At 73.2% G+C, this 20,548-nt stretch carries 18 protein-coding genes, 1 tRNA gene and 2 pseudogenes; 16 read left to right on the forward strand and 5 right to left on the reverse strand.

Features of this window, described 5'->3' with window-relative positions:
• Window positions 1–316 (reverse strand): annotated as a pseudogene (locus ACIA6T_RS10160) (hypothetical protein); the annotation flags it as partial.
• Window positions 317–537: 221 nt separating this feature from the next.
• Here ACIA6T_RS10160 and ACIA6T_RS10165 point away from each other — a divergent pair.
• The 14 genes from ACIA6T_RS10165 to ACIA6T_RS10230 all read left to right on the forward strand — a co-directional run bounded on the left by ACIA6T_RS10165 (window position 538) and on the right by ACIA6T_RS10230 (window position 17,294).
• Window positions 538–2,130 carry a phage tail sheath family protein gene (locus ACIA6T_RS10165; protein WP_399446105.1) on the forward strand — a complete coding sequence of 531 codons (1,593 nt, stop codon included), beginning with the start codon at window positions 538–540 and terminating at the stop codon, window positions 2,128–2,130.
• Window positions 2,131–2,198: 68 nt separating this feature from the next.
• Window positions 2,199–2,642, forward strand: a complete 444-nt coding sequence (locus tag ACIA6T_RS10170) for a phage tail protein (protein WP_093764440.1) — start codon at window positions 2,199–2,201, stop codon at window positions 2,640–2,642.
• Window positions 2,642–3,163, forward strand: a complete 522-nt coding sequence (locus ACIA6T_RS10175; protein ID WP_399446106.1) for a hypothetical protein — start codon at window positions 2,642–2,644, stop codon at window positions 3,161–3,163. The genes ACIA6T_RS10170 and ACIA6T_RS10175 overlap by 1 nt, the downstream gene beginning before the upstream one ends.
• Window positions 3,160–3,318 (forward strand): DUF6760 family protein, encoded by a 159-nt coding sequence (locus ACIA6T_RS10180; protein WP_095534630.1) that lies wholly within the window; start codon window positions 3,160–3,162, stop codon window positions 3,316–3,318. Before ACIA6T_RS10175 ends, ACIA6T_RS10180 begins: the two co-directional genes overlap by 4 nt.
• Before the next feature lie 6 nt (window positions 3,319–3,324).
• Window positions 3,325–6,657 (forward strand): hypothetical protein, encoded by a 3,333-nt coding sequence (locus tag ACIA6T_RS10185; RefSeq protein ID WP_399446107.1) that lies wholly within the window; start codon window positions 3,325–3,327, stop codon window positions 6,655–6,657.
• 44 nt (window positions 6,658–6,701) lie between these two features.
• Window positions 6,702–7,127, forward strand: a complete 426-nt coding sequence (locus ACIA6T_RS10190) for a phage tail protein (protein WP_399446108.1) — start codon at window positions 6,702–6,704, stop codon at window positions 7,125–7,127.
• A gap of 74 nt (window positions 7,128–7,201) precedes the next feature.
• Complete coding sequence (locus ACIA6T_RS10195; RefSeq protein WP_399446109.1) at window positions 7,202–7,939, forward strand: LysM peptidoglycan-binding domain-containing protein; 738 nt, start codon at window positions 7,202–7,204, stop codon at window positions 7,937–7,939.
• Window positions 7,939–9,849, forward strand: a complete 1,911-nt coding sequence (locus ACIA6T_RS10200; protein WP_399446110.1) for a VgrG-related protein — start codon at window positions 7,939–7,941, stop codon at window positions 9,847–9,849. The genes ACIA6T_RS10195 and ACIA6T_RS10200 overlap by 1 nt, the downstream gene beginning before the upstream one ends.
• On the forward strand, window positions 9,849–10,307 hold the full coding sequence (locus ACIA6T_RS10205; RefSeq protein ID WP_073933165.1) for a GPW/gp25 family protein: 459 nt from the start codon (window positions 9,849–9,851) through the stop codon (window positions 10,305–10,307). The genes ACIA6T_RS10200 and ACIA6T_RS10205 overlap by 1 nt, the downstream gene beginning before the upstream one ends.
• Window positions 10,307–12,265, forward strand: a complete 1,959-nt coding sequence (locus tag ACIA6T_RS10210) for a putative baseplate assembly protein (RefSeq protein WP_399446111.1) — start codon at window positions 10,307–10,309, stop codon at window positions 12,263–12,265. The genes ACIA6T_RS10205 and ACIA6T_RS10210 overlap by 1 nt, the downstream gene beginning before the upstream one ends.
• Window positions 12,262–12,858 carry a phage tail protein gene (locus ACIA6T_RS10215; RefSeq protein ID WP_399446112.1) on the forward strand — a complete coding sequence of 199 codons (597 nt, stop codon included), beginning with the start codon at window positions 12,262–12,264 and terminating at the stop codon, window positions 12,856–12,858. Before ACIA6T_RS10210 ends, ACIA6T_RS10215 begins: the two co-directional genes overlap by 4 nt.
• The gene (locus tag ACIA6T_RS10220) at window positions 12,855–14,504 is read left to right on the forward strand and encodes an NADase-type glycan-binding domain-containing protein (RefSeq protein ID WP_399446113.1); all 1,650 of its coding nucleotides are present in this window, start codon (window positions 12,855–12,857) and stop codon (window positions 14,502–14,504) included. The genes ACIA6T_RS10215 and ACIA6T_RS10220 overlap by 4 nt, the downstream gene beginning before the upstream one ends.
• 220 nt (window positions 14,505–14,724) lie before the next feature.
• Entirely contained in the window at window positions 14,725–16,182 is a 1,458-nt protein-coding gene (locus tag ACIA6T_RS10225) for an FG-GAP-like repeat-containing protein (protein ID WP_399446114.1), read from the forward strand.
• A gap of 92 nt (window positions 16,183–16,274) precedes the next feature.
• Window positions 16,275–17,294, forward strand: a complete 1,020-nt coding sequence (locus ACIA6T_RS10230) for a Yip1 family protein (protein ID WP_399446115.1) — start codon at window positions 16,275–16,277, stop codon at window positions 17,292–17,294.
• Window positions 17,295–17,356: 62 nt separating this feature from the next.
• On the opposite strand, the gene ACIA6T_RS10235 is transcribed toward ACIA6T_RS10230, so the two are convergent.
• Window positions 17,357–17,854, reverse strand: coding sequence for a phosphoribosyltransferase (locus ACIA6T_RS10235; protein ID WP_399446116.1), 498 nt, complete (start codon window positions 17,852–17,854; stop codon window positions 17,357–17,359).
• Window positions 17,851–18,426 (reverse strand): dCTP deaminase, encoded by a 576-nt coding sequence (dcd, locus tag ACIA6T_RS10240; protein WP_030827650.1) that lies wholly within the window; start codon window positions 18,424–18,426, stop codon window positions 17,851–17,853. Before dcd ends, ACIA6T_RS10235 begins: the two co-directional genes overlap by 4 nt.
• A 500-nt stretch (window positions 18,427–18,926) precedes the next feature.
• Here dcd and ACIA6T_RS10245 point away from each other — a divergent pair.
• Window positions 18,927–19,000, forward strand: a tRNA-Gly gene (locus ACIA6T_RS10245).
• Window positions 19,001–19,369: 369 nt separating this feature from the next.
• On the opposite strand, the gene ACIA6T_RS10250 is transcribed toward ACIA6T_RS10245, so the two are convergent.
• Window positions 19,370–19,804, reverse strand: a complete 435-nt coding sequence (locus ACIA6T_RS10250) for a hypothetical protein (RefSeq protein ID WP_399446410.1) — start codon at window positions 19,802–19,804, stop codon at window positions 19,370–19,372.
• A 5-nt stretch (window positions 19,805–19,809) separates the two neighbouring features.
• Window positions 19,810–20,094: a DUF433 domain-containing protein gene (locus ACIA6T_RS10255; RefSeq protein ID WP_399446411.1), complete on the reverse strand. Its 285-nt coding sequence runs from the start codon at window positions 20,092–20,094 to the stop codon at window positions 19,810–19,812.
• A gap of 123 nt (window positions 20,095–20,217) precedes the next feature.
• Between ACIA6T_RS10255 and ACIA6T_RS10260 the strand changes: the two are divergent.
• Window positions 20,218–20,397: pseudogene (locus ACIA6T_RS10260) on the forward strand (hypothetical protein); the annotation flags it as partial.
• Between the last annotated feature and the right edge of the window lie 151 nt (window positions 20,398–20,548).

Raw genomic sequence — 20,548 nt, forward strand, 5'->3', positions numbered from 1 at the left:
CCGTCCCGGCGGGCAGGTGACCGCAGCTCGCGTCGTGCCGGTGACGCTCCTCGGCCACCGCCCGGGACACCACCGCGTTCCCCGCCGCCCGCTGCACCGAGGGGGAATCCGTCCCGGCGGGCAGGTGACCGCAGCTCGCGTCGTGCCGGTGACGCTCCTCGGCCACCGCCCGGGACACCACCGCGTTCCCCGCCGCCCGCTGCAGGGCGAGCAGCCCGGCCGAGGGGCCTCCGGCGGCGTGTCCGCCGCTCCTGCGGGGCTTCGGTGACGGGGCCCCCGGGGTCTGTTCGTTGCTCTGCTTGTCCTGCCCGCGCACGGGCACTCCCCTCGGCGGGGGATACACGTCACCGGCCGGGCTGCCAGGACCTCCGGAGGCGGGGAATGACCTTCGGGGCAGCCTTGGGGGCAGGTACGGCGCGCCTTGCCCTTCCGGGCAACAGCGGTGCCCCGGACACGGCACTCGCAGACGTTCCGCGCGGCGCGCCGCGCGCGCGAGGGTGAGTACAGACCTGACTCGTACCCCGAGGAGAGCAGAGCATGCCGTCCTACCTGTCGCCGGGCGTCTACGTCGAGGAGGTGGCCAGCGGCTCGCGCCCCATCGAGGGAGTGGGGACGTCGGTGGCGGCCTTCGTCGGGCTCGCACCGTCCGGCCCGTTGAACGAGCCGACCCTGGTGACCAACTGGACCCAGTTCGTCGCCGCCTTCGGTGCCTTCACCGACGGGTACTACCTGGCGCACTCCGTCTACGGCTTCTTCAACAACGGCGGCAGCGCGGCCTACGTGGTCCGTGTCGGCGGCGCCCCGGGCGGTGCCGCGGGCGAGACGGCCGGCGCCCCCGCCCAGGTCACCGGAGCGGCCGCGCTGCCCGCCGGGACGCCCCAGCAGCTCGGCACGTTCACCGTGACCGCCGTGGCCGCCGGGTCCGGCCCGCTCAGTGTCGAGGTCTCCGACCCCGAGGGCGAGGGCCCCGCCGAGCGGTTCAGGCTCGTCGTCAAGGACGGCGACCGGCCCGTCGAGAACTTCGACGTGAGCGCCAAGAAGAGCAGCCGCAACTACGTCGTCACGCAGGTGAAGGAGCGCTCCAAGCTCATCACCGTGCAGGAGGCGGCGCCCGCCGCGCAGCTCGCGCGTCCGGAGAACCAGACCGTGGCCCTCGTCGCCCCGGCCGCCGCTCCCGCCGCCCCCTCCGCCCCGGCCGCCGGCGCCGGTGCCGAGAGCCACCCCGGCCCGGCCCAGTACCTCGGGGACTCGGCGGACCGCACCGGCTTCGGCGGCCTGGAGGCCGTGGACGAGATCTCCATGGTCGCCGTCCCCGACCTGATGGCCGCCTACCAGCGCGGCGCCATCGACCTGGAGGCCGTCAAGGCCGTCCAGCTCGGTCTGATCGCGCACTGCGAGCTGATGGGCGACCGGGTCGCCGTCATCGACCCGCCGCCCGGTCTGAACGCCCGTGACATCCGCGTGTGGCGCCAGGAGACCGCCGGCTACGACTCCAAGTACGCCGCGCTCTACTACCCGTGGATCAAGGTCTTCGACCCGGCGAGCGGCCAGAGCCGGACCGTTCCGCCGAGCGGTCACATCGCCGGCATCTGGGCCCGCAACGACTTCGAGCGCGGCGTGCACAAGGCGCCCGCCAACGAGGTGGTGCGCGGCGCCGTCGACCTGGAGCTCCAGATCACCCGCGGCGAGCAGGACCTGCTCAACCCGGTCGGCGTCAACTGCATCCGCGCCTTCCCCGGCCGCGGCATCCGCGTCTGGGGCGCCCGCACCCTCTCCTCGGACCCGGCCTGGCGCTACCTGAACGTCCGCCGGTACTTCAACTACCTGGAGGAGTCGATCCTGATCGGCACCCAGTGGGTGGTGTTCGAGCCCAACGACCACCAGTTGTGGGCCAGGATCCGGCGCAACGTCTCCGCCTTCCTCGTCAACGAGTGGCGCTCGGGCGCCCTCTTCGGCGCCCGGCCGGAGGAGGCGTACTACGTCAAGTGCGACGAGGAGACCAACCCGCCGGAGTCCGTCGACCTCGGCCGGGTCATCTGCGAGATCGGCATCGCGCCGGTCAAGCCGGCCGAGTTCGTGATCTTCCGGCTGGCCCAGTTCTCCAGCGGCAGCGGGGAGCTGGAGGAGTAGGGGAGGTCCTCCTCCCCGTCCCCCGCGGTCTCCGCTCCCCCTCCTCCGAAGGAAAGAAAGACAGGTAAATGAGTCTGCAGCCGGGTGACGCCCTCACGTCACACAATTTCGGCCTCCAGATCGACGGTGTGATGGTCGAGTACCTCGCCGAGGTCAGCGGCCTCAGCATCGAGCAGGACGTCATCGAGTACCAGCAGGTCTCGGCCCAGGGCAAGCCCGTCACCAAGAAGATGCCGGGTGTGAAGAAGGCCGGCACCTGCACGGTCGTCCGCGGCATGACCCAGTCCGCCGCGTTCAACCAGTGGATCAACGAGTCGGTCAACGGCGCGATGGCCACGGCCCGCAAGAACGCCACCATCATGGTGATGGACTACCAGAACAATCCGGTCAAGCGGTACAACATGCGCAACGCCTGGTGCAGCAAGATCGACACCAGCACGGTGAAGGCCGGTGAGGCCTCCGCGCTGACCGAGACCGTGACCATCACGTTCGAAGAACTGGTCATCGAGTAATGCGCCGCACCACCGCCCGGCCGGGATCCCTCCCGGCCGGCGCCGTCCCCGCCTCCGTCGACGGGGCCGTCGAGGGGCCGTTCGCGGAGAGCCCGGCGCAGCCGGAGCAGGCCGTGCCCGACCCCGTCGGGCCGGCCCCCGCGGGCCGGGCGCTGCGCACCGAGTTCCCGTTCGAGCTGCCGCGCGGGTACGTCGACGACTCCGGGACCGTGCACCGGCACGGTGTGATGCGGCTCGCGACCGCCCGGGACGAGCTGATCCCGCTGCGCGACATCCGGGTGCAGGAGAACCCCGCGTACCTGTCGGTGGTCCTGCTCGGCCGGGTGATCACCAGGCTGGGCACGCTTCCGCTGGTGCACGACGGGGTGGTGGAGAACATGTTCGCCTCCGACCTGGCGTTCCTCCAGGACTTCTACCGGCAGGTCAACGCCGAGGGCCACACCCGGGCCGGCGTGACCTGCCCCCACTGCGAGCAGCCGTTCGAGGTCGAACTCGGCGGGAGCCGCCTGGGGGAATCGTGACGTACGCGACCGACCGGCTGCACGAGGAGATCGCGTACATCGCCTACCACTTCCACTGGAGCCTGGAGGACATCCTGGACCTCGAACACGGCGACCGCCGCCGGTACACGGAGCAGATCACCTCGCTCGTCACCCGCGCCACGGCGGAGGGCTGACGCGGCATGGGATTCCTCGACCGGCTGCGGAGGAACGCGCCGGGGAGGCGGGACGGGGCCGGCACGCCCGCCCCGTCCCCGGAGACGTCCTCCGCGTCCACCGGATCCACGGGATCGGCCGACGCCGGTGGCGGCGACGACGGTGGCGGTGCGTCCGCGGCCGTGGCGCGTACCGCCGCCTGGCCCGGGCTGCCGCCGATCCAGCGGGCCACCGCCCGGCCGTCGTGGCCCGTCGCCGACTCCGGATTCGGCGGCAGGCTGAGTACCTGGCAGAACCCGGCCTTCACGGGCACGCTCTCCCACGCCGTGCTCGACGGCGCGCCCGGCGGACTGGTCCAGGGTGTCCTCACCGCCTCGGCGCGGCCCTCGCCGGGACTCGGACTCCCCGCGCTCTCCCTGCCCGTCGCCGCTCCCGGCGAGTCCGGTACCGGTCAGCCGGGCGACGGCACGGCGCCGCCGCCGGTGCAGCGCGCGGCAGCGCCCTTCGCCGTCGGCCGCCCCTCGGGCCCGTCGGTCACCCCGGTTCCCGCCCCGGCCCCCCGGCCCGCGGCCCTGACCCGGACGGCGGCCCCGGCGGCGCCCGTCCAACGGCGCGCCCTGCCGGTCGCCGCGGGCCAGGGCAGGCGCGGCTCCGGTACGCGCCCGGCCGCCACCCCGGCCACCCCGGCCACCGGGGGCAGCGCACCCTCCGGCACGCTTCGCCGGCCGTTGCTCGGCGCGCCCGTGACGGCCCCGCCCCCGGGGTCCGCCCCGCTCACGAAGCCCGCGGCCTCCCCCGGCTCTCCGGGTACGGACACCCCGGCGGCCGTGCGGCCCGGCCCGGGCCCGGGTACGCGTTCCGGTGTACGGGCCGAGGCGGAGGTTCCCCGCGGCGTCGAGGAGACCGGCCGTCCCGGCGGGCAGGATCCCGTGGTCCAGCGGGCCGTCACGTCCGCGCGGCCGGCGTCCGTACCGCGTGAGGACACCGGGGAAGCGGCGGGGGAACAGGCACCGGCACCGGCGTCCCCCTCCCCTGCTCCTCCGGTGCGGTCCCTGGCGCCGGCCCGCGCGCTGGCTCCCGCCGTGCCGTCCGCGCTGTCGCCCATGGCGCCGAAGTTCCGCCCCGCACCCGCGGCCGTACCCCTGCGGCAGACCGCGCCCGCCGTGCAGCGGCGGGCGGCCCGGTCCGGCGGCGGTGCTCCGGGTACGCGGCAGCCCGAGGCCTCCGGACCGTCGGGCGGCCCAGCACCCGAAGGTGCCGGACTTCCCGCCGCCGCGCCCGCGGACGGTGGCACCGGCACGGCGGCTCCTGCCGGGTCGGCTCCTTCCGGGACGCCGGTGGCGCCGGTGGCGTCGGCCGAAGCACCGACCGTGCAGCGCGCGCCGGCCGGCTCTCCCGGGAGTGCCCGGGGCGGCTCACCCGCGTCCGCGCCGACCGCCGTTCCCGTGACCGCCGTGCAGCGCCTCGCCCGGCCCGGCTCCACGGCACCCGTGGCACCGCTCCGGCGGGTCCCGTCGTCACCGGCGCCCCGGAGCGCGGACGTTCCCGTGTCCTCCGGGACCACGTCCTCGCCCGGTCCCTCCGCGTCCGGCACCCGTCGGCCCGCCGCCGTTCCCGCGACCGGAACGGCCTCCGTCCAGCGGGCCGGTGTCCCGGCCACGGCTCCGTCGCCCGGCGCGACCACTCCCGGAGCCGCCGCTCCCGCCGTGCGGCGCCGAGCGGACTCCGGGACCGCGATCCCGGCCGCCCCCGTTCCCTCTTTCGGCGACACCCCCGCCGTCCAGCACCGGACGAGCCACGCAGCAGCGGACCGAGTCCCATCGTCCGCGCCACCCACCACACCCGGAACGACGACACCCGGAGCCAACTCCCCCACCGTCCAACGCCGGACGAGCCACGCAGCAGCGGGCCAAGCCCCCTCGCCCGCGTTCCCCGCGCCCCCCGTCGTCGCCCTCGGCGACACACCCGGCACCCCGGCCGGCCCCTCGCCACTCGGGACGACGGCACCCGGAGCCGACTCCCCCGCCGTCCAGCGCCGTACGCACCCCGGAGCAACGGGCCAAGCCCCCTCACCCACACTCCCCACCACACCCGGGACAACGGCACCCGGAGCCAGCTCCCCCACCGTCCAGCGCCGTACGCACCCTGCGGAACCGGCGAAGGGTGCGGGAGGCCGTGCCGTGCTGCCGCCGCTCGGCTCCACCTCCGTCCCCGTACCGGCGTCGGGCGGCACCGCCTCCGTGCCGGCGCCCGTCGTCCCTGCCTCCGCCGCCGCTCCCGTCGGGCCTCCCATCCAGCGGCTCGCGGCGGGACGACCCAAGCCCCCGGTTCCGTCCGCGCCCGCCGCGCCCGTGGTCCAGCGCTCCGGTTCCGCCGATCCGGTCGGCGACAGCGGGAACACGGCGTCCGCGCCCGGGCCGGGCCCCCGCGCCGGGACGGGCACGCCCGTACAGCGCCTCGCCCTGCCCGACCCGCCGGTACCCGCCCGGCCGGCCGCCTCCGCGCCCGCACAGCACGGCCCCGCGCTCCCCGGCCCGCGGGCCGAGGACCCCGCCGCCGTACGGCCCGGCCTCGGCGCTCCCCTGCAACGCCGCACCACGCCCACGCCCGCACCGGGTTCCGCCCCCGGGGTCTCTCCGGGCACGCCCGTGTCCGTGCCCCTCGCCAAGCCCGTATCGCCGCTGCCCGCACCCGCCCCGGGGCAGTCCGTGCCGCCCGGTGCGCAGGGCGCCGCCCCCGTCCAGCGCACCGCCGCGCAGGGCTCCGTGCCCGCGCCCCCGGTCGCCGGGCCCAAGGCGCCCGTCTCCCCCGGTCCGGTCCCGCTCCGCGCCCCGGCCCCGGCCCTTCCGGCATCCACCGTTTCCCCCGTACAGCGGGCGGCCACGGCGGGCCCGGCCCCGACGGCCGTCCCCTCCGCGACCCGACTGCACGCCCCCACCGCCCCGGCGCTCCCCGCGCTCCCCGCGCTGCCGGTCCCCGTCCAGCGTGCCGCCGTGCCCAACGCGCTGAAGTCGCTCTGGAAGAAGGCCGTCGGCCCGGCCCCGTCGCACACCCCCGGGCCACCGCCCGCGCACACCCCCGAGCCGCCCCCGCCGTACGACCCCGGCACCCCTCCGCCGTACGACCCCGGCACCCCTCCGCCGTACGACCCCGGGCCGCCCCCGCCGTACAGCCCCCACGACCCGCACCCCGGCGGGAGCGGCCCGCACGCCGGGCAGTCCTTCGATCCGCGTGCCCTGACCGACGGGCAGCTCGACGAGCTGACCCACCGTCTGCTCGGCCCGCTCACCCGTCTCCTCCGTACCGAGCTGCGGATGGACCGGGAACGCATCGGCAGACTCCGCGACCCCCGCACCTGACCCGTACCCGCCCGCCGTTCCGCCCGCCTCCGAAAGGCCCTCCGATGTCCAGCGATCTCGATCCGGGATCCACCATCTTCTTCACCCTCACCATCGACGGGCAGAGCCTCGGCGCGTTCAACGGGTGTGAGGGTCTGGCGTCGACGGTGGAGGTCGAGCAGTACCGGGAGGGCGGCAACAACGGGTTCGTGTGGCATTTGCCGACCCGGGTCACCTTCTCCACCATCCGGCTGACCCGTCCGCTGACCCCGGAGACCTCGAAGGTCGCCGCCTGGATCTCCTCCGTGACGACCGGCGTCACCCGCCCCACCGCCCAGATCTCGGCGCTGCGCGCGGACGGCTCCGAGGTGGCGCGCTGGGGGCTGATCGACGTACTGCCGGTGAGCTGGCAGGGCCCCTCCCTGGACCCCGCGAACCCGAGTGTGGCCACGGAGGTCCTGGAGATCGCGCACCACGGGTTCACGGACTGAGCGCGACCGGGACCACGCCCCGCACCGAGTACCGAGCACCGACACACCAGCACCGAGGACGGAGACGAAGGACCATGGCAGCCAAGGGAGGCAGGGGCTCCAAGGGCGGAGCGGGCAAGAGCCTGGTGCGGGCCACGCTGGCCATCCACGAGCCCCCCATCGGCGACAGCACCACACCGGGCGGTCTGATCAAGACCTTCGACTTCGACTTCAACCCGGCGCAGCTCACCCTCACCCGCCGCGCCCAGTGGAAGAGCACACCGTCCGCCGCCCTGCGCGACGGCCCGCTGCCGGAGTTCATGGGGGCCGAGGGCCGGAGCCTGTCGATGGAGATCTTCCTCGACTCCTCCGGCGACCCCGGTGACAGCAGCGTGCTGAAGAAGGTCGAGGCGCTGTTCTCCTGCTGCGAGGTGACCGCCAAGAGCATCGCGGCGGACCAGCCGTCCACCCCGTGGGTGGTGTTCGAATGGGGGTCGTTCTCCACGGCGCGGTTCACCGCGTACATCGGCAGCGTGGGCGCGAACTACACGCTGTTCGGCACCACGGGCGTACCGATCAGGGCGGCCTGCCAGGTGGAGCTGAACGAGATCCCCAGTCAGACCAAGGGCCAGAACCCGACCTCGGGCGCGCTCACCGCGCGGCGCGTGCACCGGGTCGTGGCGGGCGACACCCTGCAGTCGCTGGCCTGGCGGGAGTACGGGGACGCCACGGCCTGGCGCTCGATCGCCGAGGCCAACGACATCGACGACCCGTCCCGGCTGCCCAACGGCACCGAACTGATCCTTCCGGCGGCCGGGGAGGTCGCGTTCTGATGGTCAAGCCCTCCTTCTCCAACATCGTCGACGTCACGTTCGACGGCAAGCCCGTACCGCCCTACTTCGCCCCGCTGCTGGTGGGCGGCTGGGTCGACCTGGGCGCCGGAGTGCCCGGCGCCTTCCGGGTGACGTTCCGGGACGCGCACGGGCTGGTGCTCGGCAAACTGGGCATCAAGTTCGGCACCGAGGTGGTGATCTCGCCCGTCGCCCACGGCAAGGGCGCCGGCGACCCGCTGCTGACCGGCGAGGTCACCGGCATGGAGACCGACTACGACGGCACCGGCACCTTCACCGTGATCCGCGGCTACGACCGCGGCCACCGCATGATGCGCCGCCGCCGGGTCGCCGCCTACCGCAACCAGACGGCGTCGGACATCGCCCGCACCCTGGCCGGCCAGGACGGCGTCGCCGTCGGCAAGGTGCAGTCGACCAGGACGGTCTACGAGTTCATCAGCCAGGCCAACGTCACCGACTGGGACTTCCTGTCCCGGCTCGCCGACGAGAACGACATGGTGATGTCCCTCGACGCCAAGGGGAAGTTCCGGTTCGTCAGCCCCGACCCGGCCTCCGGCGCGCCCCCCACCAGCACGCCCGGCGAGAAGAGCCCGTTCGTCCTCCAGGCCGGCACCGACGTGCTGCGCTGCCGGGCCGCGGTGACCTCCGCCGACCAGTACGGGCGGGTCGAGGCGCGCGGCTGGGACGTCGTCGCGAAGAAGGAACTGACCGCGACCGCGCCCACCACCGCCAACCCCGGCATCTCCATCGGCACCACCCCGCAGAAGGCCGCCTCGGCGTTCGGGATCGTCACCCTCGTGGAGACGGAGAAGCCCTACGACCGGCAGAACGAGGTGAAGTTCGCCGCGGACTCCCTCGCCGACGACGTGACCTCGTCCTTCGCCGAGCTGGAGGTCGTCGTGCGCGGCAACCCCAAGCTGCGCCCCGGCGTCCCCGTCACCCTCACCGACGTCGGCGCCCCCTTCGAGGGCAAGTACACGGTGACGTCCGCCCGGCACGTGTTCGGCGACGGCAAGCACTACGAGACCTGGATCACCGTCAGCGGCCGCCAGTGGCGCTCCCTGTTCGGGCTCACCTCCGGCGGCGGGGGCACCGGGGCGGCGGCGGCCGCACCCCGTCTGCCCAGTGTCGCCAACGCCCTGGTCACCGACGTACAGGACCCGCTCAAGCAGGGCAGGGTCAAGCTGCGGTTCCCGTGGCTGGACGACACGTACGTCTCCGACTGGACCCGTACCGTGCAGCTCGGCGGCAAGCGCGGCGGCGGCATCTTCCCGCTCGACGTGGGCGACGAGGTGCTGGTGGCGTTCGACCGGGGCGCCCTCGACCACCCGTTCGTCGTCGGCGGGCTCTACAACGGCGTGGACAAGCCGTCCCCCGTCCGGGACGTGCCGCTGCACGACGGCGTGAAGCGGCGGGCGATCCGGCACACCCTGTCCGACCGCGACGCCAACCGCGTCGACCTGCTCAGCCAGACCACCGGCGCCCGCAAGCAGGGCGTCCGCGTCGCCTCCGGCGACGACAAGCTGATCATCAACCTGGACCGTACGAAGACGGAGATCACCGTCGACAGCAAGGGCACCGTCGTCATCAAGGGAAGCCGCTCGGTCTCCGTCGAGGCGGGCACCGACCTGACCCTCAACGGCAGACGGTCCGTGACCATCAAGAGCGGCGGCCCGCTCACCCTGCAGGGCCGCGGCGCGGTCAGCCTCAGCTCGGCCGTCGGCGCCGTCAGCGTCGACGCCAAGGGCGCCCTCTCCCTGAAGGCCATGGGTCTGGCCACCCTCTCCGCGATGGGGAGCGTGCAGATCAACGCGGCGGCCGCCGTGGGCATCCGGGCCGCCACCGTCCCGATCATGGGTCTGCTCACCGCCAACGGAAAGCCGGTGATCTGATGGCCGAGCAGTTCGTCGGATCCGGCTGGGCGTTCCCCCTGCGCATCGGACCCACCGGGGGCATCGCCCTGGTCAGCGGCGAGAAGGAGATCGAGGAGGCCATCCGGCTGGTCCTGGCCACCGCGCCCGGCGAGCGGCCGATGCGCCCGGAGTTCGGCTGCGCCATCCACGACCTGGTCTTCGCCCCCGTCAACGAGGCCACCGCCGGCCGCATCCAGCACGAGGTGTACGCCAGCCTCGACCGCTGGGAACCGCGCATCGAGGTCGAGGAGGTGGAGGTCACCGCCGGCCCCGGCGAGGGCGTCCTGCACATCGACGTCCGCTACTCCGTCCGCGGGACCAACAACCCGCGCAGCCTCGTCTTCCCCTTCTACGTCATCCCCTCCCACGACGAGCCCGGCACGAGCGGCACGGCCGGTACGGGCGAGTCGGGCCCCCTCCCCGAAAGCGACCGCTGATGGCCCTGCCCTCTCCCCACCTCGACGACCGCCGCTTCCAGCAGTTCGTCGACGACGCCAAGCGCTACATCCAGCAGCGCGCCCCGGAGTGGACCGACCACAACGTCTCCGACCCCGGGGTCACCCTGGTCGAGGCGGTCGCGCACATGGCGGACCAGATCGTGTACCGCCTCAACCGGGTGCCCGAGAAGAACCACCTGGCCTTCCTCGACCTCGTCGGCATCACCCTGTTCCCGCCCACCGCCGCCCGTACCGACGTCACGTTCTGGCTGTCCGCGCCGCAGGACGAGCCGGTGGTGCTGCCCGAGGGCACCGAGGTGGCCACCACCCGCACCGAACGCGACGAGGCCGTGGTCTTCGCCACCGAGCGCGAACTCACCGTCGTCCCCAGCTCGCTCGGCCGGCTGGCCGTGCAGAACCGGGGCGAGCCGGTCGCCGACCGCACCGACGACCTCGCCGGGGGCAAGGACGTGCTCTGCTTCACCGAGGCCCCCCGCCCCGGCGACTGCATGCTGTTCGGCCTGAGCGCCGCCGTCCCGCACTGCGCCGTCGCCCTGGAACTCGACAGCCGCGTCGACGGCGTCGGCGTCGACCCGCGCCAGCCCCCGCTGGTGTGGGAGGCGTGGACCGAGGACGGCTGGACGGAGTGCGAGGTCGACCGCGACGCCACCGGTGGCCTCAACCGGCCCGGCGAGGTCGTCCTGCACGTCCCCGGCGGCCACGTGCTCTCCCGCAACGGCGGCCACGAGGGCGGCTGGCTGCGCTGCCGGGTCACCGAACCCCTCACCGGCCAGCCCTTCTACACCACCTCCCCGTCCGTACGGGCCGCAGAGGCGTACACCCTCGGCGGCACCACCGGCGCCGTGCACGCCGAGACCGTGCGCGACGAACCGCTCGGCGAGTCCACCGGCCTGCCCGGCCAGCGGCTGCGCCTGGCCCACGCGCCCGTCGTGGGCGACACCCCGCCCGTCCTGCTGCAGACCGCCGAGCACGACGGCTGGACCGACTGGGACGTCGTCCCCCACTTCGCCGCCTCCCGCCCGTACGACCGGCACATCACCCTGGACGCCACCACCGGCGAGATCGCCTTCGGCCCCGCGGTACGCGAACCCGACGGCACCCTGCGCCAGTACGGCGCCGTCCCCCCGAAGGGCGCCGTCATCCGCGCCCGCCGCTACCGCACCGGCGGGGGCAGGTCCGGCAACGTCGCCCGCGGCGCCGTCCGCGTCCTGCGCCGCTCCGTGCCGTACGTCTCCGAGGTCGTCAACCGGGAGGCCGCGCGCGGCGGTGTCGACGGCGAGACCGTCGAGGAGGCGAAGACCAGGGCGCCCATCACCCTGCGCGCCCAGGAACGCGCGGTCACCCTGCGCGACTACGAGGAACTCGCCCGCCGCGCCGCCCCCGACACCGCCCGCATCACCTGCCTGGAGGGGGAGGAGAGCGAGCACGGCGCCTACGCGGTACGGGTCCTGGTCGTCCCCCAGGCCGTGCCGGACCCCGGCGGCCGGCTGCGCTTCGAACAGCTCGTCCCCGGCGACGCGCTGCTCTCCCGCATCACCCGCTACCTCGACGAACGCCGGCTGATCGGCACCCGCCTCGCCGTCGGCCCGCCGTTCTACCAGGGCGTCACCGTCGTCGCCACCGTGCACGCCTTCCGCGGCACCGACACCGACCGGGTGCGCCGCCAGGCCCACGACGCCCTCTACCGCCACCTCGACCCGCTCACCGGAGGCGCCGACGGCACCGGCTGGCCCTTCGGCCGGCCCGTCCAGGCCGGCGAGATCTTCGCCGTGCTCCAGCGGGTGCCCGGCGTCGAACTCGTCGACCAGGTCCTCCTCCACCCCGCCGACCCGATCACCGGCAAGCGCGGCGAGGCCACCGACCGGATCGACCTGTCCGCCCCGTCCCTGGTGTTCTCCTTCGACCACCGGGTCCGCGTGATCGGGGACGGCGCGTGAGGGGCTCCGTCGACGGGCTGGGCTCCTCGGCGCCGATCGGCGCGACGCTGCCCGCGATCTTCGCCGACGACGACCTGGCGCAGCGCTTCGTCGCCGGGCTCGACGAGGTCCTCGCGCCCTTCCTGGTCGTCCTCGACAACCTGGACTCCTACTTCGACCCCGCGCTCGCCCCGCTCGACTTCACCCGCTGGCTGGCCGACTGGGTCGGCGCCGAGACCGACGGCATCGAGACCGACGGCGCCCCCGCGGGCGGTTCCGAGGGGGAGCGGCGGCTACGGGCCGCCGTCGCCGCCGCCACCTACCTGCACCGGGTGCGGGGCACCCGGCGCGGCCTGTCCGAAGCGGTGCGCCTGGTCTTCGGCGTGACGCCGCGGATCACCGAGAGCGGCGCCGCCGAATGGCACGCCCGCCCGCTCGGCCCGGTGCCCGGCGACCGCCGCCCGCACCTGCACGTCTCGCTGGCGCTGCCCGACCCGACCTCCGCCGACACCCACCGGCTGGACACCCTGGTCGCGGCCGCCCGCCCCGCCCACATGCCCTACACGGTCGAGGTCACCGCCGCGACCGCCGCCGAAAGGACCACCGACAGATGACCAGCCAGTCCTCCGGACCCGGCCGGGCCGCCCCCAGCTGCGCCGAGTGCGGCACCCCGGCGGAGCCCGGCCAGTCCTTCTGCGACTCCTGCGGAGCGGTCCTCGGCTGGGCCGACGACGGCCGGCCGGGACGCACCCAGCCCACGGCACGGACCACGACGGCCCCCGGTAACGGCGCCGGTACCGGGCCCGCCGGGACCGACGCCGGCCACGGGGACGGCTCCGGCGACCGGGGCCGCGCCGCGATACCGCGTCCCCGGACGGCACCGGCGGACTCCGGCGCCCCCCGCACCGCGCCGGCGGCCGCACCGGCGGAGACACCGGCACCGACGGTGACGTCACACGCCAACGACCGGGCCGCCGTACCGGGAACGCCCCCGTCCCCCACCCCGTACGGACCCGGCGACGGACACGACGACGGGCCGGACGACAGGCAGGACCACCCCACCGGAACCGCCCCGGACAGCCCCCGTGACCACCGGGCCACCGCACCGGGAACGCCCCCGCCCCCCGCCCCGTACGGACCCGGCGACGGACCCGGCGACGGACACGACGACAGGCAGGACCACGCCACCGGAACCGCTCCCACCGCACCCGACGGACCCCACGCCCACCGGGCCGACGACCGGCCCCCCGTCACCCCTGCCGCCCCGTACACCACGGCCCCCGACGACGACACCGAACCCCTGCCGTCCGTGACGGACTCCCCCGAGCCGCCACGGCCGCAGCACCCCCACCCCCACCACGACGACGCCGCCGAGCGGGCCAGGTCCCTCCTCGTCCCCGTCGCCGACCCGGAGCCCCGCGCCCCGGACGAGCCCGCCGTCGCACCGGTCCTGCCCGGACGTCCCGTCGCCCACCGCCCCCAGGTCCGCGCCGTGGGCCCGCAGTCCGACGCGGAGGGCGGCATCCCCTGCCCCTGGTGCTCCACCCTCAACCGCCCCGAACGGCACTACTGCTCCCGCTGCGCCATGTCGATGACCCGCGGCGAGGACACCCCGGAACGGCTGCCCTGGTGGCGCCGGATGTTCGGCGCCCGGGACGCCGAGTCGGCCTGGGCGGGCGAGCGCCCGCGGCTGCGCCGGGGCTTCGGCCACATCTGGAACTGGGTCGTCGCCGCCGTCGTCATCGGACTGGCCGTCGCCCTGATCGTGAACCTGGGCGCGATGATCCAGGCCACCCGCGACCACTTCGCCAAGCGGGCCCCGATCGGCCCGTCCAGCGTCAAGGCGTCCCGCTCCTTCTCCGAGCACGGCGCGCCCCTCGCCTTCGACAAGCTCAACAACACCTGGTGGGGCCCCGGCATCGCGCAGGCCGCCGAGGGCGAATGGCTGGAGGCCACCTTCGACCGGCCGACCCGCCTGCTGGACCTCGTGATCACCCCCGGCACCTCGACCAAGCCGGACCAGCTCTCGAAGTCGGCGCTCCCGCGTCAGCTCGACGCCCGGATCACCCTCGCCGACGGCAAGAAGATCACCCGCACCATCACCCTGGACCAGGCCGCGGGCGGTCAGCGCCGCAAGTTCCGGGTCGGTGAGGTGACCGCCGTGCGCTTCGTCCTGCGCTCGGCCTACGGCGCCGCCCCGAAGAAGCAGGTGGCGATCGCCGAGATCGAGTTCTTCGGCCCTTCGAGCAACAACACCTGACGGCCGCCGGGGCCGCTCCGCGCCCGCCCCGGTTCCACCGTCCCGCCATTTCCCTGTTTCGCCATGTTCACGTACAACCCCCGGGCCCGCCCGGGGGTCTCCTGATCGGCGATCACCCGTGAACCGCAGGACGACTCAGGGCGAAACACGGGCAACACGGCGCCCCCGACCCGTGGACGACCGTTCCCGGCGGCCGTCCCGCACACCGCAGGAGACCTCCTTGCACAAGAACCTCCGCACCGCTCTCGCGACCGCCACCGCGGCCGCGCTCACCGGCGGCCTGCTGGTCGCCATGGCCGGTCCCGCGTCCGCCGCCCCCTCGGGCGTCGACAGCGACTTCAACGGTGACGGCTACGGGGACGTCGCGGTCACCGCCCCCCTCGCCTCCGTGAGCGGCCAGGGCGGCGCCGGCGCCGTGTCGATCCTCTACGGCTCCCCCCAGGGCGCCGGCGCGAGCAAGATCCAGACCCTCACCCAGAACAGCGCGGGCGTCCCGGGCGCCGCCGAGAAGGACGACCAGTTCGGCGCCCACACCGCGCCCGGCGACTTCAACGGCGACGGCTACGCCGACCTGGCCGTGGGCGCCCCCGGCGAGGACGGGGGATCGGACGCCGACGGCGGCACCGTCGTCATCCTGTGGGGCGGCTCCGGGGGCCTGTCCGGCGGCACCACCGTGCACGACCCCACCCCCTCCGCCCACGACTGGTTCGGCCAGGTGGTCGCCGCCGGCGACTACAACGGCGACGGCAAGGCCGACCTCGCGATCTCCTCGGACATGAACACGGTCGACATCTACCGCGGCGGATTCTCCAAGTCCGGCTCCACCGGCGGCCGCTACACCGTCACGACGCCCGTCCTGAAGGTGCAGGGCCTCGACATCTTCAACCTCACCCCCGGCGACACCGACGCCGACGGCCGCACCGACCTGGTCGTCGACGGCTACGAGGGCGACAGCGACAGCGACTACTCGTACAACGCCAACTACTGGCTGCCCGGCTCCTCCTCCGGCGCCACCGCCTCGGGAGCCCGGAAGCTCCCCGCCGGCGTCATCTCCGACATCGGCGACGTGAACGGCGACGGCTACGGCGACATCGTCATCGGCAACTCGTGGGACCCCGCCACGGACACCCCGGGCACCGCCAAGGGCGGGTCGGTGGACGTCGTCTACGGCACGTCGTACGGCCCCGAGGGCGGCGTCGAGCGCGTCAACCAGGACACCCCGGGCGTCCCCGGCGGCAACGAGACCGGCGACAACTTCGGCTACGAGGTCTCCCTCGGCGACATCGACGGCGACGGCCACGACGACCTCGTCATCGGCGCGCCGGGCGAGGACCTGGGCGACGACAAGGACACCGGCATGGTCTCCGTGGTCCACGGCGGCGCCGACGGCCTCCAGGAGACCGGCTCCCAGTCCCTGCACCAGGACGTCCCGGGCGTCCCCGGCGGCAACGAGGAGGGCGACGGCTTCGGCGGCGAGGTCCTCCTCTCCGACGTCACCGGCGACGGCAAGGCCGACCTGACCGTCGGCATGCCGTGGGAGAACGACTCCAACGGCCAGGCCGTCGTCTTCAACTCCGACGGCCTGAAGATCGACCCCGCCGGACGCGGCATCGGCCTCGTCGCCACCGGCCTGTCGTCGGCGGGCTACCCGATGCTCGGCTTCCACGTCAACGGCTGACCCTCCGCCGACGTGGTCTCCGTCCTCCGTAGGACCGGGCCCCCACGGGCCCCTACGGAGGACGGACAACCCGGCTGACGTTCCCTTAGGGGATGTCACAGCTCGGCAGCAAAGCCGGGCCCGAATGCCGGGGTCCGGCACGTGAACGCCCGGGACCGGGTACGTTCGATGACGTGGCTGGATTCAGGATCGGACGCGGCCGTGACAACAACGGCGCTCCTCACGCGCGACCGCAACACCCCCCGCACGGGCAGCAGACGCCGCAGGGGCCGTCGTACGGCTACCCGCAGGCGCCGCAGCCGTACCCGCAGCAGCCGTCGTACGGCGGTGGCGGTGGCGGCGGCTGGCCGCAGGCGAACGGCGGCCCGGGCGGCCACGGCGGCCACGGCGGCCACGGCGAGCCGGAGTACTTCGGCGACGGCGCGTACCCGCACGGTGCCCAGGGTGCCCCGCACGACCCGTACGCGGCCAACAACCCGGGGCACACCCAGGCCTTCTCGATCAACGAGGACCCCTACAACCAGGGCGACACCTACCAGGCCGGCGCGGCCCCGCCCCCCGGCCCGGCCGGCCCCCGCCTGCGCTGGAAGGACCTGCTCAAGGGCATCGTCCTGTCCCCCGCCCAGACGTTCCACCAGATGCGCGACTACTCGGTGTGGGGCCCCGCCCTCGTCGTCTCCTTCCTCTACGGCCTGCTCGCCGTCTTCGGCTTCGACACCGCGCGCGAGGACGCGATCAACGCCACGCTGTCGAACGCGATCCCGATCGTCCTGACGACGTCCGTCGCGATGGTGCTCAGCGCCTTCATCCTCGGCGTGGTCACCCACACCCTGGCCCGCCAGCTCGGCGGCAACGGCGCCTGGCAGCCCACGGTCGGCCTCTCCATGCTGATCATGTCCCTCACGGACGCGCCCCGCCTGGTCTTCGCCATGTTCGCCGGCGGCGACGCCTCCTTCGTCCAGATCCTCGGCTGGGCCACCTGGGTGGCGGCCGGCGCCCTGCTCACGGTCATGGTGTCCCGCTCCCACGACCTCCCCTGGCCGAAGGCCCTGGGCGCCTCGGCGATCCAGCTGATCGCCCTGCTGTCGATCGTGAAGCTGGGCACGTTCTGACCCCGGCCCACGCATGAGGAAGGGGGCTCCCGGTGCCGGGAGCCCCCTTCCTCATGCCGCTCTCAGGCGTCGAGCACCTGACCGACCCGCTTGACCACGGGTTCCTGGACCGACCACGGGAAGTTGATCCACTCGTCGGTGCGCTTCCACACGTACTCGCACTTCACCAGCGACTGCGTCTTCTCGTAGACCACGGCGCTGCGCACCTCGGCGACGGCGTCGAGGCAGAAGTCGCGTACGAGCTTGAGCGTCTTGCCGGTGTCGGCGACGTCGTCCGCGATCAGCACCTTCTTGTCGGTGAAGTCGATGGCGTTGGGCACGGGCGCGAGCATGACGGGCATCTCGAGAGTCGTCCCCACCCCTGTGTAGAACTCGACGTTCACCAGGTGGATGTTCTTGCAGTCGAGCGCGTAGGCGAGCCCGCCGGCGACGAAGACACCGCCGCGCGCGATGCTCAGCACCACGTCGGGCTCGTACCCGTCGTCGGCGATCGTCTGGGCGAGCTCACGGACGGCGACGCCGAACTGCTCGTAACTGAGGTTCTCGCGCATGCCGCTCACACCTGCGTCCGGTGGAAGTTGAGGTAGGACCGCGAGGCCGTCGGCCCCCGCTGCCCCTGGTACCGCGACCCGTACCGCTCGCTGCCGTACGGGTGCTCGGCCGGCGAGCTGAGCCGGAACATGCACAGCTGCCCGATCTTCATCCCGGGCCACAGCTTGATCGGGAGCGTCGCGAGGTTGCTGAGTTCGAGGGTCACGTGCCCGGAGAACCCGGGGTCGATGAACCCGGCGGTGGAGTGCGTGACCAGCCCGAGCCGCCCGAGCGAGCTCTTCCCCTCCAGCCGCGAGGCGAGGTCGTCAGGGAGCGTGATGACCTCGTACGTGCTGGCCAGCACGAACTCACCGGGGTGCAGGATGAACGGTTCGTCCCCCTCCGGCTCCACGAGCCGGGTCAGGTCCGCCTGCTCGACGGAGGGGTCGATGTGGGGGTACCGGTGGTTCTCGAACACCCGGAAGTAGCGGTCGAGGCGTACGTCGATGCTGGACGGCTGCACCATGGCGTCGTCGTAGGGATCGATACGCACCCGTCCGGCGTCGATCTCGGCCCGGATGTCCTTGTCTGAGAGAAGCACGGGCCCGAGGATACGCAAGGCGCGCGGACCGGCCACAATCGGCCGCCCCGCGCGCCCTCGCTGTTACCGCTGCTACTGCTTCTGAAGACTCACCGGCACGACGCTGCGAAGCCGCGCACAGCGCGGGCACCGCAGAAGCCGGCCGGGGCCGAGTCGCTCGGCCTGCTGCATCGGAAACGAGGCGGCGGTGAACACGTGCCCATCGGCACAGCGGACGACGGTGCGCTCCATCAAGTCCAAGAGTCCCTTCCCCAAGAGGCCGCGTCCGGCCAACTGCCCTGACGCCAAAAGCCACATTACGGGATCAAAGGAACGACCCTCCAGGCGGCACCCCGCACTCGCACCACGGCTTCACGGTACGCCCCAACACGTGCCCCCCGCAGCCGCATCCACACCCTGAAACACAGTCAGGCCCCCGGGTTCTGAACACCGGGGGCCTGACATGGGGTACAGTGAGCGAGCGTCCGGACATCATCAATTCGACGGGGTCTGGATCTTACGCGGGTGTAGTTTAATGGTAGAACATCAGCTTCCCAAGCTGAGAGCGCGAGTTCGATTCTCGTCACCCGCTCCATGAAGAAGGCCCAGGTCATCGACCTGGGCCTTGCTTGTTGCCTAGACCAATGCGGTGGTCGCGTGCCCTCCACGTGCCCTAAATCCCCTTTCAAGGACCATCCAGGAGCCCTGAAGCGCCGCCCCATCGACAGCAACGTCGAAACGTCTCGAATGGCGAGAAACTGTTGATATGACCTGCGCCACCTGACGATGCGGTATGGGTGAAGTTGCTCCAGCAGGAGGAGAGTTCGCAGAGCCATGCCCAATGGGCGGCGAGCGGGACTCGTTCAGCTTCGTTACCCGAAATGGTTGTCTTCCTCGACGTAGCCGGTCTCCCCGGGGCTGCGCTAAGCGGCCAAGAGCGTTCGGACAGGGGCGGCGGACGGGATTATCGCGGCCAGTAGCGAGGCGGTTCCTTGGCAGGGTCGACCAGATCGAACCGCTGCTCACTGCCCGGGTTCAGTCCTTCGACGTGGACGAGCTGCCGGCCTTCCGCCGTATCGAGTCCACGGACGAGCAAAGGCATGGCGGCGGTCACAGCGCCCATGGCCAGACCCAGGCCGGCCATGCCCTTGTGACCGTGGCTGAACCGGATGTGGTGCCTGCCGGACTTCTTGACGGCGGTCGTCTCCGACGGGTCCTCCAGCTGACGCCCGTCCTCGGTGAGGAAGGCTTCGAAGCCTCTCCTCGCGGCGTCAGGGAGGAGGGCCAGATCCTTTTTCCCCGTCCACTTGATCTCGCTGACGTGGCGCACGTCGTGCCCGGGCAGCAGTCGCCTGAGCATCTCCAGCATCTGTACCGGGACGTTCTCGTCGATGACGATTCACCTCAGGCAGCGCGCGGTCCCGGGCTGTAGCCGTCCGCATACAGCGCGAAGGACACCGCATCGCGGGCGGCCTCCGCTGTCACGCCGGGATAGTGGTCGGCGATGTCCTCAGGAGGGACGCCGTCCTCCACCAGCTCCGCGACGGCGTCGAACGGAACGCGAGTGCCGGTGATGACCGGCTGCCCCCCTTGCGTCTCCGGGTCCACACTGACGTATTGCTTGGGCCGCAGAAGGTGTGGGACCACGACGCCGGCGCGGGGCGCGAACTCCCGGAGGATGTCGTCCATGGTCGCGACGACCCGCTGCCCGGGATGCTTGACGAGGTCAGTCGCGTGATCGTCATTGTTGTCGCCCACAAGGACGATGGAGTCGTCCTCGGCGACCAGGGAGTAGCTGGACAGGTGCTCGACCTCGGCGATCGCCACGCCTCCCGCCTCACCCGCGAGCAGAAGAGCCGCTCCGTCGCCACCTGCTGGACCGCGCAGATGTACAAGCACTTCGAGAACCCGAAGCCCGGATACGTCGCCGACCGGCCCGACCTGCCCGACTGGCAGAAGGAGACCGACGCCGACATCCTCGAGGCCGTCGAGGGCTCCTCTGACGACCGCGCTCCCACGACCGCGCTCCCACGACCTCCTGACAGAGCTACCGCAGCTGCTCGCCGCGTCAGCCGCCACCGCGTCGGGCCATCGCATCGGCCGCCGGCCCGACGCGCCGGCGGATCGAGCACGATTACCGCGA

It is taken from the genome of Streptomyces sp. NPDC051740 (assembly GCF_044453165.1).
Classification (GTDB): Bacteria; Actinomycetota; Actinomycetes; order Streptomycetales; family Streptomycetaceae; genus Streptomyces; species Streptomyces atrovirens.